This window comes from Rhizobium cauense (genome assembly GCF_019511525.1).
GTDB classification, from domain to species: Bacteria; Pseudomonadota; Alphaproteobacteria; order Rhizobiales; family Rhizobiaceae; genus Rhizobium; species Rhizobium cauense.
The window spans coordinates 52,391-69,362 of record NZ_JAEUAT010000007.1 but is presented as its reverse complement, the minus strand read 5'-3'; the positions used below and the strand labels follow the sequence as shown (position 1 = coordinate 69,362).

The 16,972-nt window shown below is 60.8% G+C and carries 17 protein-coding genes and 1 tRNA gene; 9 read left to right on the top strand and 9 right to left on the bottom strand.

Annotation, left to right across the window (positions count from 1 at the left end; all coding sequences use genetic code 11):
* Window positions 1–50 precede the first annotated feature (50 nt).
* Window positions 51–1,139, bottom strand: coding sequence for a citrate synthase/methylcitrate synthase (locus JNB88_RS14900; RefSeq protein ID WP_220356137.1), 1,089 nt, complete (start codon window positions 1,137–1,139; stop codon window positions 51–53).
* A gap of 85 nt (window positions 1,140–1,224) precedes the next feature.
* Here JNB88_RS14900 and JNB88_RS14895 point away from each other — a divergent pair, with 85 nt between their 5' ends.
* The 6 genes from JNB88_RS14895 (at window position 1,225) to JNB88_RS14870 (ending at window position 8,040) form a co-directional block, all read left to right on the top strand.
* The gene (locus JNB88_RS14895; RefSeq protein ID WP_220356136.1) at window positions 1,225–2,391 is read left to right on the top strand and encodes a citrate/2-methylcitrate synthase; all 1,167 of its coding nucleotides are present in this window, start codon (window positions 1,225–1,227) and stop codon (window positions 2,389–2,391) included.
* An 87-nt stretch (window positions 2,392–2,478) separates the two neighbouring features.
* Window positions 2,479–3,012, top strand: coding sequence for a FecR domain-containing protein (locus JNB88_RS14890; protein ID WP_220356135.1), 534 nt, complete (start codon window positions 2,479–2,481; stop codon window positions 3,010–3,012).
* A 5-nt stretch (window positions 3,013–3,017) separates the two neighbouring features.
* Window positions 3,018–4,877: a CHASE2 domain-containing protein gene (locus JNB88_RS14885; RefSeq protein WP_220356134.1), complete on the top strand. Its 1,860-nt coding sequence runs from the start codon at window positions 3,018–3,020 to the stop codon at window positions 4,875–4,877.
* A gap of 97 nt (window positions 4,878–4,974) precedes the next feature.
* Window positions 4,975–6,849 (top strand): DEAD/DEAH box helicase, encoded by a 1,875-nt coding sequence (locus tag JNB88_RS14880; protein ID WP_220356133.1) that lies wholly within the window; start codon window positions 4,975–4,977, stop codon window positions 6,847–6,849.
* Between the two features lie 54 nt (window positions 6,850–6,903).
* A complete protein-coding gene (locus JNB88_RS14875) occupies window positions 6,904–7,335 on the top strand; it encodes a GNAT family N-acetyltransferase (protein ID WP_220356132.1) in 432 nt (143 codons plus the stop codon).
* Window positions 7,336–7,356: 21 nt separating this feature from the next.
* Window positions 7,357–8,040: a class I SAM-dependent methyltransferase gene (locus JNB88_RS14870; protein ID WP_220356131.1), complete on the top strand. Its 684-nt coding sequence runs from the start codon at window positions 7,357–7,359 to the stop codon at window positions 8,038–8,040.
* A 13-nt stretch (window positions 8,041–8,053) separates the two neighbouring features.
* On the opposite strand, the gene JNB88_RS14865 is transcribed toward JNB88_RS14870, so the two are convergent.
* From JNB88_RS14865 to JNB88_RS14840, 6 genes are read right to left on the bottom strand one after another with little or no spacing between them, the layout of a single operon-like run.
* Window positions 8,054–8,470, bottom strand: a complete 417-nt coding sequence (locus JNB88_RS14865; RefSeq protein ID WP_220356130.1) for an ACT domain-containing protein — start codon at window positions 8,468–8,470, stop codon at window positions 8,054–8,056.
* 53 nt (window positions 8,471–8,523) lie between these two features.
* Window positions 8,524–9,747: a molybdopterin molybdotransferase MoeA gene (locus tag JNB88_RS14860; protein WP_220356129.1), complete on the bottom strand. Its 1,224-nt coding sequence runs from the start codon at window positions 9,745–9,747 to the stop codon at window positions 8,524–8,526.
* The gene (gene moaC / locus JNB88_RS14855) at window positions 9,744–10,244 is read right to left on the bottom strand and encodes a cyclic pyranopterin monophosphate synthase MoaC (protein ID WP_037127954.1); all 501 of its coding nucleotides are present in this window, start codon (window positions 10,242–10,244) and stop codon (window positions 9,744–9,746) included. Before moaC ends, JNB88_RS14860 begins: the two co-directional genes overlap by 4 nt.
* Before the next feature lies 1 nt (window position 10,245).
* Window positions 10,246–11,058 (bottom strand): indole-3-glycerol phosphate synthase TrpC, encoded by an 813-nt coding sequence (gene trpC, locus JNB88_RS14850; protein ID WP_220356128.1) that lies wholly within the window; start codon window positions 11,056–11,058, stop codon window positions 10,246–10,248.
* A gap of 9 nt (window positions 11,059–11,067) precedes the next feature.
* On the bottom strand, window positions 11,068–12,084 hold the full coding sequence (gene trpD / locus JNB88_RS14845) for an anthranilate phosphoribosyltransferase (protein WP_037127950.1): 1,017 nt from the start codon (window positions 12,082–12,084) through the stop codon (window positions 11,068–11,070).
* Between the two features lie 15 nt (window positions 12,085–12,099).
* Window positions 12,100–13,992: a peptidylprolyl isomerase gene (locus tag JNB88_RS14840; RefSeq protein ID WP_220356127.1), complete on the bottom strand. Its 1,893-nt coding sequence runs from the start codon at window positions 13,990–13,992 to the stop codon at window positions 12,100–12,102.
* Between the two features lie 217 nt (window positions 13,993–14,209).
* Between JNB88_RS14840 and JNB88_RS14835 the strand changes: the two genes are divergently transcribed.
* Window positions 14,210–14,491 (top strand): hypothetical protein, encoded by a 282-nt coding sequence (locus tag JNB88_RS14835; RefSeq protein ID WP_007793703.1) that lies wholly within the window; start codon window positions 14,210–14,212, stop codon window positions 14,489–14,491.
* A gap of 61 nt (window positions 14,492–14,552) precedes the next feature.
* Here JNB88_RS14835 and JNB88_RS14830 read toward each other — a convergent pair whose 3' ends face one another.
* Window positions 14,553–14,804: a GlsB/YeaQ/YmgE family stress response membrane protein gene (locus JNB88_RS14830; RefSeq protein WP_220356126.1), complete on the bottom strand. Its 252-nt coding sequence runs from the start codon at window positions 14,802–14,804 to the stop codon at window positions 14,553–14,555.
* A 787-nt stretch (window positions 14,805–15,591) separates the two neighbouring features.
* Between JNB88_RS14830 and JNB88_RS14825 the strand changes: the two genes are divergently transcribed.
* The gene (locus JNB88_RS14825; protein ID WP_081930701.1) at window positions 15,592–15,798 is read left to right on the top strand and encodes a hypothetical protein; all 207 of its coding nucleotides are present in this window, start codon (window positions 15,592–15,594) and stop codon (window positions 15,796–15,798) included.
* Window positions 15,799–15,934: 136 nt separating this feature from the next.
* Here the strand turns inward: JNB88_RS14825 and JNB88_RS14820 are convergent.
* A tRNA-Lys gene (locus JNB88_RS14820) sits at window positions 15,935–16,010 on the bottom strand.
* A 575-nt stretch (window positions 16,011–16,585) separates the two neighbouring features.
* Here JNB88_RS14820 and JNB88_RS14815 point away from each other — a divergent pair.
* A complete protein-coding gene (locus JNB88_RS14815; protein ID WP_037127940.1) occupies window positions 16,586–16,780 on the top strand; it encodes a hypothetical protein in 195 nt (64 codons plus the stop codon).
* The last annotated feature ends 192 nt before the right edge of the window (window positions 16,781–16,972 follow it).

Below are 16,972 nucleotides of genomic sequence, written 5' to 3'. Positions count from 1 at the left end.
ATTGAGACAACAGCCCGACCTTGGTGACCGGGCTGCTTCGTTGGCGATCGTCATGCCGCTTGCGGCAATGGCCCGACATAGACGGAGCGAGGACGAATCAGCCGACCTTCCAGGCTCTGCTCGCGGGCATGCGCAATCCAGCCCACGGTTCGACCGATCGCGAAAACGCCGGTAAAAGACTCGCGCGGAAAGCCCAGCGCATCGAGCAGCAGCGCCGTGTAGAACTCGACATTGACGTCTAGCGCTCGACCGGGCTTGCGCTGCCTGAGGATGGCAAGCGCAGCCTCTTCGACGGCTTCGGCAAGCGCGATGCGCCGGTGATCGACCTGACCGGCAGAAACCAGCGGCCGCAGAGCTCGCTTTAGGGCATCGGCACGCGGATCACGCACGCGGTAGATCCGATGGCCGAAACCCATGAGACGTTCACCGTGATCGAGCGCCCGGGTAAGCCAGTCCCGTGCGTTCTCGCTGTTCCCGATCGCGTCGAGCATATCGAGAACAGGGCCGGGTGCGCCGCCGTGCAATGGCCCCTTGAGGGCACTCAGTGCCGCGAGCACGGATGACGTCAGGCCAGCACGCGTCGAGGCGATAACACGCGAGGCGAAGGTCGAGGCGTTGAGACCATGGTCGGATATCGTCACAAGATAGGCGTTGAGTGCGGCCGTTTGCTCCGCACTTGGCAACTGGCCGGTGAGCATCCACAGGATGTCTGCGGCCTGCGACAGAGAACCGGCCGGCGCCACTGGCTCCTTGCGCGCCTGCAGACGAAGTATTGCCGGCAGGAAAACCGCCGGCGCAGCAAGCAACCGAAGCGCCGCCTCGAAGTCCTCGCCATCCGGCAGGCGGGCAATGAGAGCGCGCATCGCGTCAACCGGCGGCAAGGCCAGCAACTCCGGACCAAGCGAAGCCACATGGGCGAACAAGCGCACACGCATTTCTCCCAATAACCTGGTCAGTTCAGTGGGCTCAAAATGGCGCTCCATCAATCCCTCCAGCAACAGGGCTGCAACGCTCTCGTAGGTCGCCGTAGACACAAGATGATCGAGCGAAACGCCGCGAATGATCAGGCGGCCCGCTTCGCCGTCCACGTCGGAGAGCTGCGTTTCAGCTGCGATGACATCTTCCAAACCGTTCTTCATGGTAGTTCTCCTTTACGCACGGCAGGATCGGGCTTAGATTTATTGACGTCAATCTTGACGCAATTGATCAATGTAAGAGGACAAGATGTCATGGCTGACCGCCGAGCAGGCGCTTGAGAAACTCGGCACCAAGCCGCAGACGCTTTATGCCAATGTGAGCCGCGGCCGTATCCGAGCCAAACCCGATGTCACTGACCCGCGACGCAGTCTCTACAGCGCGGCAGATGTCATGCGGCTGGCTGAGCGGCATGCAGGCCGACGCAAGACCGAGGTGGTCGCCGCCGACGCTATTCAATGGGGCGACCCAGTGTTGCCGTCCGCCATTTCCACTATTCGGGATGGCCGCCTCTACTATCGCGGCCGCGATGCGGCTGCCTGGGCGGAGCAAGCGACGCTGGAAGAAACCGCGAGCTTTCTTTGGAATTGCCTGCCAATCACAATAGCGGCAGATGCAGATCTCGACACGTCACCCTCCCTGGAGCGAGCGTTTGTGGCATTGGCACAGCGAGTTACCCGCGATCTGCCGACACTCGGCCGGTCGTCGAAGGTGCTGATAGCGGAAGCGCAAAGCATCTTGTCGACGGTGGCTGCAGCCTTGGCACCAGATACGACTGCTTCGCCATTACATCTGCGGCTCGCCACGAGTTGGCGCAGGCCCGAGGCCGCCGACTGCATAAGGCGCTCGCTTGTGCTTCTTGCAGATCATGAACTCAACGCGTCAACGTTCGCTGCGCGCGTGGCAGCCTCTTCAGGTGCGACACTATCGGCTACCGCGCTTTCGGGCCTCTCGACCTTGACGGGACCGCTCCACGGCGGTGCTTGGCGGGGCGTCGTCTCTTTGATCGAGGACGTGGATGCAGCTGGCGCGGACGCGGCCATTCGGCAGGCCCTTGCGCAAGGAAGAGCTCTCCCGGCTTTCGGTCACCCTCTGTATCCTGATGGCGATGTCAGGGCGACTGCGCTGATGTCACAATTCTCGTTGCCATCGAGCTATGCCGAACTGGCTACTGTGGGGCAGGAGATGATTGGAGAATACGTCAACATAGATTTCGCGCTCGCCGCCATGTCAGCCGTCTTTGATCTTCCCCACGATGCACCGCTTGTGATCTTCGCGCTCGCGCGATCAGTCGGCTGGCTCGCGCATGCCATCGAACAGGTCGAAAGCGGCCATTTGATCCGCCCGAGGGCACGCTACGTCGGCCCGCCAGTCGAAGCACCCGGCAAACAGACGACTACACCGGAAAGCCGTTGACGTTTTGACCCGCGTGCTGCAGCAATCGGACTATGATGGCCGCGGTACGCAAAGGTGTCCGATCGCGTAGTACAGGTAGGGACGGATATGCTGGTAAACTCGAGAGTGCTTTTGGCGTTGGTCGCGTTGGCTGGCGCTGCCTGGCTGTTCGCGCCGGATGGCGCATTGGCACAGGCCGGCGGATGCACCATGGAGCGTGTGGCGGGCACTTCGCGGCAAATCATGCGCTGTGCGGATGGCGTCACGATAACCGCCGAAGGCGGGGCGCGTTTCAACCTCGTCGATCGAAACCGAGACGGTCGGCCAGACGCCGTTTCCTTGCGAAACAAAGCCGTCCTCGTGGACGTAGACCGCGCTCGGCGTCCGGACGGCTTCCAGGTCATTACGCCACAAGCGATAGCCGCCGTGCGTGGTACGCGCTGGGCTGTCGATGTCAAGAATGGCACAACGTCCGTCTTCGTTGTGCGCGGGAGCGTCGCCGTCGGTCGTCCTTCGGCAGGAGGGCGCGTTGTATTGAACGTGGGCGAGGGCGTCGACGTCACGCGGGGCAGTGGACCGCTCACGGTCCGCCGGTGGCCACCTGCGCGCGCGGCCGCCCTGCTTGCCCGACTTGGCCAATAGCGCCAATGCAGGCCAAACGGCTCCTGATAACGATCTCGCTGTTGCTCTCCGCACTTTGGGGCGGCGTTCTTGGCTACATGCACCTTTCGGGAAGCGTCGGCTTTCTCGACCGGCTCGAATCCTCTTTGACCGACCTGCGGAGCACGGTCATCGGTGCCAGGGAGCCACCACCTGTCACCACCATTGTTGCGATCGACGACCAGACGGCAGCCGGCAACGGCTACCCGCTGAATCGTGCGACGCTAGCGCGCGTGGTCGCTGCCGTCAGCGCCATGAAGCCGAAGGTCATAGCGCTGGATCTCTTGCTGGTTGATCCCGGGCCGGAGGAGGGCGATGCCGCACTCGTGGCGGCGCTCCAGCACACCCCAAGCGTCATCGCGGCCGCCGGTGTCTTCCCGACCGATACGCAGGTCGTGGAACACGACGCCAACGATCCACTGGCCGACATACCCACAGCGAGCCAGATGTTGCTCCCTCAGGCCCGCTTTTCCGATGTCGCAGCGATCGGCGTAGTCAACGTCGCGACAGATGAAACCGGCACGCCGCGCTTCATTCCGCTGATCTCGCGAGGGGCAGGCCGCGTCGATCCGGCATTTCCGTTGCGGGTCGCGTCGCTTGCGCTGGGCATCAATCCGGCGTTTTCGCCCGGCGCACTTGCTCTTGGCGACCGGCATCTGCCAACCGACAGCGGCCAGCGATTGCCGATTACCTTTTATGGCCCGCGTGGCAGCATCCCGACGTTCAGCGCGGCGGATGCCCTGACAGGCAAGCTCCCCGCCAAGGCCGTTGAAGACAGGATTGTCGTGATCGGCTCTACGGTCACCGGTGGCGGCGACGTTTTCCCGACGCCGTTCGATCCGGTTCTGCCGGGCGTTGAGGTCATGGCGACGGCGGCCACACATCTGATCGCGGGCGACAGTCTCGTGAGGGACCGCAACGTGCGCTTGCTCGATTCGCTGGTAGCCGTGGCTCTGCCGCTGCTCCTCATCAGCCTGCTTGCGTGGCGGCGCAGCGCCATCGGCTACGCGGTCATCGCCTCCGTGGCCCTGGCATGGGCCGCCCTGAACATTGTCGCTTTCGCACATGGGTACTGGTTCAGTGCGGCACTGCCAATCGCGGCAACGCTGCCGCCCGTACTGCTCTTCGGCGCCGCCGAGATCTGGATCGACAGGCGCCAAGCCGCACAATTCGCGGCGCAGAGCGACCTTCTCCAGCGAATCGAAGCGCCTGGACTGGGGGAATGGCTGGCCCGCGATGCGAACTTTCTCGCCGAACCGGTTCGGCAGGACGCTGCCGTGGTTTTCATTGACCTTTCCGGTTTCACTGGTCTGAGCGAAGCAATCGGCGCGACAAATGTGCGAGAGATCCTGAGTGAGTTCTTCGAGCTGATCGAGGAGGAGGCTCGCTCGCACGGCGGCGCGATTACCAGCTTTATGGGCGATGGCGCGATGATCCTCTTCGGTCTGCCGAAACCTAGCGAGGATGACGCGGCGCGGGCCGCAGCCTGTGCCGTTCGGCTGTGCGATCGGATGAGGCTCTGGCTAGCAGCCCATCCGGCATTGAGCGCAAGCAAGATCGGCTTCAAGGTGGGCGCTCATTGCGGTCCGGTTGTTGCTTCGCGGCTCGGCACCGGAAACCGGCAACAAATCACTGCAACGGGCGACACTGTGAATGTCGCGAGTCGCCTCATGGAGGTTGCCGCCAAGCGCGATGTGGAGTTGGCACTAAGCGCGGCACTTATGAGCGCGGCAGGCGCAGACAGCGCGCCGCTTCGTTCTGGCCGCCTCGAAGGCCCCACGCAAACACAGCTTCGCGGGAGGAGCGAAGGCATCGACGTGTGGCTCTGGCGAGGATATGCGCTTTGACATTTGCCGCCTGACCGAGTAGGAACGGCCAACTTCTCTGCTGGCCGCTGCCGGCCAGGGCGCAGCATGCGCGTGAGACTTCCGAAAGATAGACAACATGACAGATTTTAGCGGCGTCGTTCCGGCGATCGCCAAGGCATTGGTCAAGCGCGGCTATACCGAGCTGACGCCGGTCCAACAGTCCATGCTCGACCCGGCGCTTGCCGCGTCGGACGCTCTTGTTTCAGCCAAGACAGGCTCCGGAAAGACCGTCGCCTTCGGTCTGGCGCTCGCGCCGACGTTGCTCGAGAACGCGGATCGTTTTGGGCCCGCAGCCGAACCGCTCGCCCTCGTGATCGCACCGACGCGAGAGTTGGCACTTCAGGTCAAGCGCGAACTCGAATGGCTCTACGAGGCGACCGGCGCGCTCATCGTCAGCTGCGTCGGCGGCATGGACATCCGCAGCGAGCGCCGTGCGCTGGAACGTGGCGCCCATATCGTCGTCGGGACGCCTGGTCGCCTTTGCGATCATATCCGCCGTCGTGCGCTGGACATATCCTCGCTTAAGGCCGTTGTGCTCGACGAAGCCGATGAAATGCTGGACCTAGGATTCCGCGAGGATCTCGAGTTCATTCTGGATTCTTCGCCGGACGACCGTCGGACGCTTATGTTTTCCGCGACGGTTCCGGCAGCTATCGCCAAGCTGGCAAAAAGCTATCAGAAGAACGCGGTGCGGATCGCGACCGCAACCGAAGAAAAGCAGCACGGGGACATCGAGTACCGGGCTCTGATGGTGTCGCCAAGCGACCGCGAAAACGCGATCATCAATGTTCTGCGCTACTACGAAGCAACGAATGCCATCGTGTTCTGTTCGACACGAGCCGCAGTCAACCATCTGACTGCTCGCTTTCACAATCGCAACTTCAGCGTCGTCGCCTTGTCTGGCGAACTGACGCAGAACGAACGCAGCCACGCGCTGCAGGCGATGCGTGACGGACGTGCTCGTGTCTGCATCGCGACCGATGTTGCAGCGCGCGGTATCGATCTTCCGGGCCTCGAGCTCGTCATTCACGCCGACCTGCCTACAAATCCCGAGACACTCCTTCACCGCAGTGGCCGCACCGGTCGCGCCGGGCGCAAGGGCGTCAGTGCACTGATCGTGCCGCTGAACGTTCGCCGCAAGGCTGAACGTCTTCTCGACAATGCCGGCATCTCGGCCGCATGGGCTCGCCCGCCATCAGCGGAAGAGGTCTCGGAGCGCGACGAAGCCCGCCTGCTTGCCGACCCCATCTTCGAGGAAGCCGCGAGTGAGGAAGCCCAGGATCTGGTCAAGCGGCTTCTTGATACGCATGGCGCCGAAAAGCTAGCGGCGGCCTTCGTCAACCTTTACCGTTCCAACCAGTCGGCGCCCGAGGACCTCATCGAGATCTCGATCCAGGACGACCGTAGTCGCAAGCGGCGCGACCAACCCGACGGACCACGCGAACCGTATCAGAAAGGTCCGCGGGATGAGTTTGGGCCGAGCGTCTGGTTTTCGCTCTCCGTCGGACGGAAGCAGAACGCCGAACCACGCTGGCTGATCCCGATGCTCTGCCGAAACGGCAATCTGACAAAGCGGGAAATCGGCGCGATCAAGATGCAGCCAGAAGAGACCTATGTCGAGATTTCAGCCGAAAGCGCCGACGCGTTCCTGCAATCAATCGGTGCGAACAAGACGATGGAACGCGGAATCCGCGTCACGCCCCTAAACGGCACGCCTGATTTCAGCAGGCCCGCCACTTCCAAGCCATATGCTGGCAAGAAGACTTTTGGCGAGCGTCGGGAATTCAATGACGAACGCCCGAAGGATAAGTTCCGTAAGGAAGCCCGCAGTGAGGGCGAACGCGACGACCGTCGCGATGCGAAGCCTTGGGGAAAGAAACCGGACAAGCCTAAGTTCGAGGGCAAAGGCAACGGTGGCCCGAAGGCCAAGTTCTCGAAAAAGAAGAGCTAAACCATCGCGCCGGCGCGGCAGTGAGCATCGCCGGCGGATATCGCGGAGAGGACTATGGCAGATACGATCGTTTTGGCGGCCCCTGTTTTCAGCACTCTTTGCAACGAAGCGTTCAAGCTCCGGCGCGCCGTCTTTGTCGTCGAACAGAACGTACCTGGTGATGAAGAGTTCGATGCTTTTGACCTCGCCGCACATCATGTCGTCGCGATAACCGACGGCGAGGTTTCGGGGACGCTCCGGGTCATTCATGACGAGCACCATGTCAAGATCGGCCGCGTTGCAGTCGGCGAAGCATGGCGCGGACGTGGTGTCGCCAGCGCAATGTTGACGTTCGCTATGAACGAACATCGATCGGCCCGGCAAAACCGTTTCTATCTAACGGCACAAAGTGACAAGGTAGCGCTCTACGAGCGCTTCGGCTTCGTCGCCATCGGGGACGAATTTCCGGATGGCGGAATGCCGCATCTGGCGATGAAAAACTATTGATCGTTGGCGGCGTAGAAGGGAATGGCGGGACGGCGTAGTCGCAAGGAAAGCCTCGGGAGCCTCGTTCCGGTGGATGTCCGTACATTCATTGCCGAAAACCTGCATCTCAGACCAGCGCCTGGCGTCCCGGAGATACGTCTTTATACGGCACATCCCGGGAGCGGCTTGGCGCGTCTTCGAACCGATGCTCCAGAAGACCTGCCACCCTATTGGGCCTATAGCTGGGCCGGCGGAATCCTGCTTGCCAAGCATCTTTTCAGGGATCCTGACATTGTTCGTGGTCGTCGCGTCCTCGATCTTGGCGCGGGGTCGGGGATCGTCGGCATCGCGGCCCGCAAATGCGGCGCGTCCAGCGTAATTGCTACCGAGATCGACGCAAACGCGATTGCCGCGATCGACCTCAATGCCGCAGCGAACAATGTCACGATTGAAGTACTCGAGACCGACATTCTCTCCGGCGACCGAGCACCAAATGTTGACATCATTCTTGCTGGCGACGTTTTCTACGATGCCGAGCTTGCGGGCAGGGTTCTGCCGTTCCTAGCCGCTTGCCTGAGCGCCGGCGTCGAAGTTCTGATCGGCGATCCACGCAGGCGATCGCTCCCGCTCGCGTCCCTGCGGCTAATCGCCGAATATGCCGTGCCAGATTTTGGCGACGGGGGAGCGCAGTCGGTCACTGGCGGCGTATTCACCCTGGAGGCATAAGGAGAGCAAAGGCTCAGGAGGACGACGCTTCCTGCAGCTGCCGCAGAATCTCCAGCGCTGCCTCCGCCATCGAGGCCGGAACAAAGACATGGTCGTGATGATAAGCGGCGACCATGTTGCAAGGGATTGAATGCGCTGCAAGCGCAGCGGAAACCGCGGCCGTCAATCCCACCCCCTCCAGCGACGAGAAAACCTGGAGAACAATCCGGCGCATCGGCACATCGCAGTTGAAACCCAGTTCCGCTGCCTGACTTTTAGGAAGAATCAGCGAGGTTCCTTCGCGCTCACGAAACCAGCCTAGCGCATCGGGCGCGACGCGTCGGGCCATAGCCTCATCCGTGGTCGTACAAAATACGAACTCGTCATCGGCAAGGCTGGGCGTCATACCCGACAGCATCGCCTGCGTGCCTCGAACGGCTTGCTCCCCCATCTCGATCCTCCATAGTTGCATCGCCCGGACAATGGACAGGCTGACCGAGCTGTTCAAAGCCTAAGATCGGGCCGCAGCAGCATCACAGGGCAGGGGCTCCCCGCTTGCAGTTCAGGCGCCTGCGGTGGCCGGACGATCAGACAATCAGCCTGCGCGAATACCTTCATCATCGACGAGTCCTGCTTGCCAAAGGGCTTTGCAGCCATGGCACCGGACGGTGACAGCGAAAGCGTCGCTCGCATATAGTCCTGCCGCTGGTCGTTGGCGCGAAGCGTCGTCGCGGACTCTACGGTTGCCTCGCGCCTCACTGGTGGCAGCGAGGCGAGCTTGCGAATCAACGGCTCCAGGAAAAGCAATCCACAGACAAGGCTCGAAACGGGGTTGCCGGGCAGCCCAAGAACATGCGTCTCACCCAGGCTGCCGACCATCAACGGCTTGCCCGGGCGCATTGCGATGCGCCAGAAGTCGAGCGTCATGCCCGATGCGAGCAGCGTCGACTGCACAAGGTCGTGGTCTCCCACCGACGCCCCACCGAGCGTCACGATGACATCGACATCGGCTTGCCGAGCGCGCTCGACGGCAGCTGAGATCGCAGACTTCTCATCAGGAACGATCCCAAGATCCAGAACGTCGGCACCGGCCTTGCGCGCCAGCGCTGCAATGCCAAAAGTGCTTGAGGCAATGATCTGCGCGGGTGCAGGTGAGCTACCCGGCGGCAACAATTCATCGCCGGTGGCGAGTAATGCGACCACGGGCTTGCGCCGGACCTCCAGCGTCGCATGGTTCATTCCAGCCGCCACGGTAAGGCGGGAGAAGTCCAGTGCTGTTCCCGCCTTCAGCACCACTTCGCCTTCCAGAAAGTCCTGACCACGCGGTCGGACATGCTGGCCAAGACGAACCGGAAACGTCGTACGGATTCCGCCCTCGATTTTCTCCGCGTCTTCCTGAAGCAGCACGCTATCGGCGCCTTGCGGCACCGGAGCCCCGGTGAATATCCGGACTGTGTCCCCCTTGCCGACGACGCCATCAAAGCCGTGACCGGCTGACGACATGCCGATGAGCCTTAGCTCCGCGCCCGGATTGGGGGCATCGTCACCACGCAGCGCGTATCCGTCCATGGCGGACGCGTCGAAAGGCGGCTGCGTGAGCTTGGCTTCGAGATCAGCGGCGAGCACACGACCGTCGGCCTCCCGCAAAGAAACGATTTCGCTTGCCTGAACCGGCTTTGCGCGCGACAGCAAGCGATCCTGCGCCTCGGTCACCGGGAGCATGCTCATTTTCCGTACTCCGGATGGCGAAAGTCTCCGGACTTGCCGCCAGATTTTTCAAGCAGCCTGATGCCGCCGATTTCCATGGCCTTGTCCGCAGCCTTTGCCATGTCGTAGATCGTCAGGCACGCGACGGAAACGGCGGTCAGGGCTTCCATTTCCACGCCGGTTTTGCCCGTCAGCTTCGCCGTTGCAACGATGCGAAGGCCGGGAAGGGCCGGATCCTCCGTGATGTCCACGGAGACTTTCGTCAGCATCAGCGGATGGCAGAGCGGGATGAGATTGCTGGTCTGCTTGGCCGCCATGATGCCCGCAAGCCGCGCCGTGCCGATGACATCGCCTTTTTTCGCATTGCCTGCGCGAATGAGTTCGAGCGTCGCCGCTGCCATGCGCACGTGGCCTTCGGCCGTAGCAATCCTCGTGGTCTCGGCCTTGTCGCCGACGTCGACCATGTGAGCCTCGCCAGAGGCGTCGATATGAGTGAGACCGGATTGGCCGCCGCTCATGTCACTCGGCCGCCTGAGCGGCTTCGCCGAAGAGCAGTGCGCGTGTGGCGGACGTAACGTCGTCCTTGCGCATGAGGCTCTCGCCGACCAGGAAGGTATTGATGCCGACCGCCTGAAGACGCTTGCAGTCCGCGTTCGTGAAGATACCGCTTTCGCCGACCAACAGGCGATCCTCCGGCACCATTGGCGCCAGCTTCTCGCTGACATCAAGGCTGACTTCGAATGTCCGCAGATTGCGATTGTTGATCCCGACGAGCGGCGAGGAGAGCTTCAGCGCGCGCTCCATCTCCTCGGCATCGTGAACTTCAACCAGAACATCCATACCAAGCCCAAAGGCTTCGTCCTCTAGACGCTTGGCATCATCGTCCGAGAGTGAGGCCATGATCAGCAGGATGCAATCAGCGCCCCAGGCACGGGCTTCGTGCACCTGATAGGTCTCGAACATGAAATCCTTGCGCAGCGCCGGCAGCGAGCACGCTGCCCGCGCCGCCATAAGAAACTCCGGCGCCCCCTGGAAGCTTGGCGTGTCGGTCAGCACCGATAGGCACGCCGCACCTCCCAACTCGTAGGCCTTGGCCAACGAGGGCGGATCGAAATCGGGCCGGATCAATCCCTTTGACGGGCTGGCTTTCTTGATTTCGGCGATCAGGCCGTACTGGCCTGCATCACGCTTCGCAACCAGCGAGCGGTAGAAGCCGCGCGGCGCCGTTTGATCTGCCTGCATCGCCTTCAGATCGGCCAGCGACACTTTAACCTTGGCGGCCGCGATCTCTTCGCGCTTGTAAAGTTCGATCTTCTTCAGGATATCGGTCATGGCTTTATCCTAGTCGACGTCGTTCGACACGGCGACGAGTTTATCCAGTGCTGCGGCGGTCGCGCCGCTATCAAGGGACTCTGCAGCGATCCGCATGCCATCCTTGAGCATCTCGGCCTTGCCAGATATCACCAGCGAGGCAGCGGCATTGGCGAGCGCAATATCGCGATAGGCGTTCTTTGCCCCGCTCAAAACGTCGCGCAGGGCAGCAGCGTTGACCACACCATCGCCACCCTTGATGGCCTCGAGACGGCAGGGTTCGACACCGAAATCGGCAGGAGACAGTTCGAAAGTGCGGATTTTGCCGTCCTCAAGCGCCGCGACACTGGTCTTTCCCGTCGTCGTGATTTCGTCAAGACCGTTGCCGTGGACGACCCACACGCTTTCGGAGCCCAGATCGCGCATGACCTCTGCAATCGGCACCACCCACTGCGGGGCGTAGACGCCGAGCAGCTGCCGGCGCACACCGGCCGGGTTGGAGAGGGGGCCAAGCAGGTTGAAGATCGTGCGCGTGCCGAGTTCGACGCGCGACGGACCGACATGGCGCATGGCCGAGTGATGCTGCTGTGCAAACATGAAGCCGACGCCAGCTTCGCGGATACACCGGGAAATCACCTCAGGGGTGACATCAAGCTTGACGCCGAGGGCCGCGAGGCTGTCTGCCGCACCCGACTTGGAGCTCAAAGCCCGGTTGCCGTGCTTGGCCACGGGAACGCCGGCGCCGGCGACGATAAGGGCAGCCAGCGTCGAGATATTGTAGGTCCCACTGGCGTCACCGCCTGTCCCAACGATATCGATCGCATCATCAGGCGCGTCAACAGTCAGCATCTTGGATCGCATTGTCGTTACCGCGCCAACGATCTCGTCGACTGTTTCTCCGCGAACGCGCAACGCCATCAGGAAGCCACCGATCTGCGAAGGGGTCGCCTGACCGGACATCAGAATGTCGAAGGCCTCGCGGGCCTCCTCGCGCGTCAGCGGCTCGCGGCTTGCGGCCTTTGCCAAAAGCGGCTTCAGATCGGTCATGCGACTATCTTTCCCTTAGCGAACTGCCGCCTGTTCGGCGAGAGGCTGGTTGATCGATGCACCGTACTGCGTCTGCAGCAGGTTCACCATCTGATCGAGAATGTCATCTCCCGCAGCGTTAGCCATTGCTGTGATCTGCTGGTCCTGATTGTTCAGCACGTCGCCTGTCGGTTCCGTATTCACTTCAGTGACCTTCAGGAGAATTTGCGTCGTTGGATCAGCGCCAACGGCATTGGCAACGGTGTCGATCGGACCTGAGAAGGCAGCGTTCGCACCGGCGCGACCGAGAACAGCATCGTCGGTTCCGCGCGTTATGCCGCTCTTGCTTTCCACGGTGATGCCAAGCGGCGCAGCGACGTCAGCCAGCGAGGTCCCCTTCTGAACCTGCTGCTTCAGTTCCTCGGTCTTCTTGGCAAGTTCGATCTTCTGCTGTTCGGCAGTCCAGTCAGCAACCGCCTTGTCATGGACTTCGCTCAGCGGACGGTCCCGCTCAGGCATAACGTCGCGGACGTCAAACCAGAGATAGCCGTCGGTGCCGATTGAAAGGGAAGGGGCGTCGCCGCCCGCGTCCGTCCTGAAGGCAGCGCCAAGTACCTGCTGCTTGGCCGGGATATCCTTGACCTCGTTGCCATCCTTGTCGAGACCGGTGGCATCGACCGCATCGATGACGACAGCCTTCAGCTTGAGCTGCGTGGCAATCTGTTCCAGCGTAGAGCCGGAACCGCGCAGATCCTCGATCTGATCGTGTACGCTGATGAGCTCCTGCGAAGCGTTCGAGATGGCCAGCTGCTTGCGGATCTCTTCCTTCACCTCGTCAAGGCTCTTGACGCTTTCCGGCTTGATGTTGCTGACACGGAGGATGACCGGGCCGAAGCTGCCGTCAACGACAGCCGTCGTTCCACCGTTCCTGGCAACGGCGAAGGCGGCGTCGGCGACGGCCTGATCCGGAACCTTATCCTTGGAGAACTCGCCCAGGAACACGTCAGCAGCAGTCTTGCCCTGATCGGTCACCAGCTGGTCGAACGTCGTGCCTGTTTTCAACGCGGCTTCGGCCGCGTTTGCCAGATCCTTGTTCTGGAAGGTCAGCTGCTCGATCGTGCGGGTCTCGGGCGTACGATAGCTATCCTTACGCTTGTCGAAGTCCTCGCGGATCTGCTCGTCCGTGACGGAACCGGCATCGGCGATGTCCTCGGGCTGAAGCTTGAGGAAGGCGATCTTGCGGAATTCGGGTGCGCGATAGCGTGTCTTCGCGCCTTCGAACCACTTCGCGAGCACGTCCTCGGCCGGCGTCTTGATCGGCTCGATATTGGCATTCGTCAACAGCAGGTACTCGATGCCACGGCTTTCCTGGCGGTAGGCCTTGAGAGCGTCGACAAGCGTTTTCGGCGCGGTGAAGCCATTTGAGATGGCATCGACGATCTGGCTGCGGACGGCAACCTTGCTGCGTTCCTTGATGTAGTCATCCTCCCGGATGCCCGCATTGCGCAGCCGCGACGTGAAGAGGGTACGATCAAACTGGCCGTTTACGGCCTTGAAGGCCGGGTCGTCGCCGATCAGCTGCGCGAGCCGGTCCTGCGACAAGCCAAGATTCATATCTTCCGCCAACTGATCCAGAGACGCGCCAGCAACCAGCTGCGCCAGGACCTGCTGTTCAACGCCGAAGGCACGAGCCTGGTCCGGCGTGAGGCGCATGCCGAACTGCTGGCTTAGGTTTGCGACCTGCCGCTGGTAAGCCAGGCGGAACTCGTTGACGTCTACGTGCTGGTCTCCGACGCTCACGACCGTAGTGCTGTTGCCACCGGTCATCAGCGAGTGTGACACACCCCAGATACCGAAGGAGGCGACCAAAAGCAGCATGAGGAGCTTGGCAGCCCAGGTGTGTGCAGCTCTTCTCAGTAGATCGAACATCGAAACGCAAACCTCGCATTATATTCGCCCGTTCGCGGGCAAAGCATTCGACGTTCCTTAGAACAAAGCCGGCAGGAAATGAAGGGTTATCGCACGAAAACATCTGCGCTATATCTCCGGCAATGCATCAGCGCCTTGCGCAGCGAAAGATACCCGTTGCCGGAACCTTTCCCGGGGCTAATTCGTTGACCAACATCCGGAAAAAGAGGAGCAGACCATGGCCGATATGAAAACCGCCTCCGCCCAGTCAGCAACAGCGCGTGTGAAGGCGGAGATCGCGGCAGACGATCTTTCCGCACAGGTCGCCGCATTGCGAGAAGACCTTGCACGCCTGTCAGAAAGCGTTGTCGCGCTTGGGCACGGCGCCAAGACCGCCGTAGCCGACGAAGCTTCGGTCATGACAGAACGGCTGCGCGACAAGGTCAGGGAGGAGCCGATCTTCGCGCTCGCCGTTACTGCCGGGGTCGCCTATCTTTTCGGATTGATGAGCCGTCGATAAACCGACCGGCTGGCACAGCGGGCCGGGCGTGTGGAGCGCCCGGCTATCGCTATGGGGCCGGCTAACGGCGGATGACGCGACCAACCGCAATGAGCAGGCAGGCGCCAATAAAGCCGGCGATAAGATAGCCGAGCCATCCGGTCAGCCCGAACCCCAGCCCGGCAAGTATGGCATTTGCAACAATCGCGCCCACGATGCCGAGAATGATGTTCATCAACAGCCCCATATTGCTGTTCATGAACTTTTCGGCCAGCCATCCGGCAATTCCACCGATAATGATGGCGGCCACCCAACCTACGCCTGCATCTTCCATATGATTTCCTTCCAGAGAAACAATGAAATCAAGCCTAGAGGCAGAAACTGAGACCTAGTCAAAACGCGGCAATACACGACAGTATTGTAGATCAATAACCTTGCGATAAGCCCACAGGGCAAATGACGACACAAAACTGATGTCGGCACCCGGACTCAATTCTCCTCACATGAAGAAGATAGGCGATCCGCTTGATTGCGCAACGTCAATATTCGCTGCGCGACAGGCTTCAGGGGTCAACGCAGCGGTCCCAGACCACGTTCGTCATAACGGCACACGGTATCGGCGATTAACGCCGAAGGGAGCCAGCCACAACCATTGAGCGTTTTTATCGACATCACTCGACGCTGTGTCGAGTACGATTTTGGCAGGAGGGAGCATTCCGAACACGTTCATCCTTTTACGAGCGCGCTGGCCGGACCCGAATTGGACGATAAGGCCGCAACATAGAGGGCACGATCAGGTGAGGTCGTGGTGAGCGCCGCGTCAAAATGCATACCAATCGTCATACATTCTCGTATTTCAAATACCTAATAACAATACCAATATGAACTGGTCTTACCTCGATGCGCGCCGCATACATTGTTTGCCGACGAGCCCGTCTGAGGGATCGACACGCTGCGCGAGGTCGATTTTCTACGTGATTATGCCGCGAAGCGTTTTACCGAAGCCGCTTGTGCGATCGAAAAGGCTCATTCCCGACGAAATAGAACCATTCCTTAAGCATTTGCTTGCTCAACCTCCAATCTATGTCATGGTAACTCCCTTCACATGAGGGGTTCCAGTCATGATCAATCTTCAGTCAGTTCGCAATGACACTGCCCATGATCAACGCCTGCTCGATTGCCGGGCTGACGTTGAGCCCGCACTCCATCAGATCATCCGCGATGCGCAGCAAAAAGGGTGGGCGCCCGCGGAAGTAGCGATGGCCATAGCGGATGCGGCAGATGACTACATTCTGTTGCTGGCCAGCCGAAAGGCGACCGCGCATTGAGAATGGGCGCAAAGTTCAAAACGATTCTGCGGACGAATGGCTCAAAGGGACAATGTCATTTTACCCGCAGATGAACATCCGCATGGCCTCCATTGAGGCATGGCAAGGCTTTGCTTGTCCCATAGAAACCTGTTGTTGGTGAGAGCGTCGGGGTTCGAACCCGAGACCTACTGATTAAAAGTCAGTTGCTCTACCGGCTGAGCTACGCTCTCCCAATGGCTGGGCAGTCCGCCCGGCTGGAAGTGCGCGGAACATATGCAGGTGCCCCATCGCGGTCAACCGAAAAATCACCGTTCGCTGTGCATTAGGCACATTTCTTGCGAGCGAGCCTGAGATGGCGGTCGGTATCCTCGCTGTGGCCTGTGAAACGGGCCAAGGGGTGGCGTTGCCAGCGACATCTGCGTGTTTCGAAGACGCATCTCCCGGAAGTCCAGGTGACGCGATGACGCGTAGGAATTGCCTACACCCAACATTCAGTGTGCTACGAATCAAAAGAAAAGCGCCCGCAGGCGCTTTGTCAAAGTTGGGGGCAACGAGAGCGCAAGCCGGACGGACGAAAGCTCAGTGCCATTTCGCTGGCCGCCCGGAAAAAGCGGAAAATCCGGGCATCCTTTCGTACCGCCGCGTCCGCTTGGCGCGGCTCGCGATCTCAGCTCATAAATGCACGAAAGGCCAGAAGGTTCCCAAAAAATATTTAATTGAATCAATCTCTTCCAAGCAGTGTTCAACACCTACACAAACTTTTCCAGCGCTCTAGCTAACTCCTTATGCGATCAAGGAGAACGCCATGACCAGCATCATTGCACACCCACCCACCACCCGGAAGGTGCTTCGGGGGCGCCCGTATAGCCTCGGCGAATTTGCCAGGAAATATCGCCTGGAGGAGATCGAGGCAAAGCGGCTCTATGAAAAGTTCGGTCCATCCGCAACGGAACTCGATCTGCTGATGGCTGCCAAACGGCGGCTGCCCATTCACTCATGATATTGTCGACGCGCATCCGGAGCGGGGCGCCTCCGGAGGGCATCGCACTGCCGATGGCCAAGGGCCCCCTGGCGATCATCATGCGAGGCAATGCTCCGTTGCGGTGCCTCAAGAGCGCGCAATGAGGGCGTTCAATCGATCGCACTGAAAACTGAACTCTCATTACCAAGATTTCATTTCATTCCGCCGCTA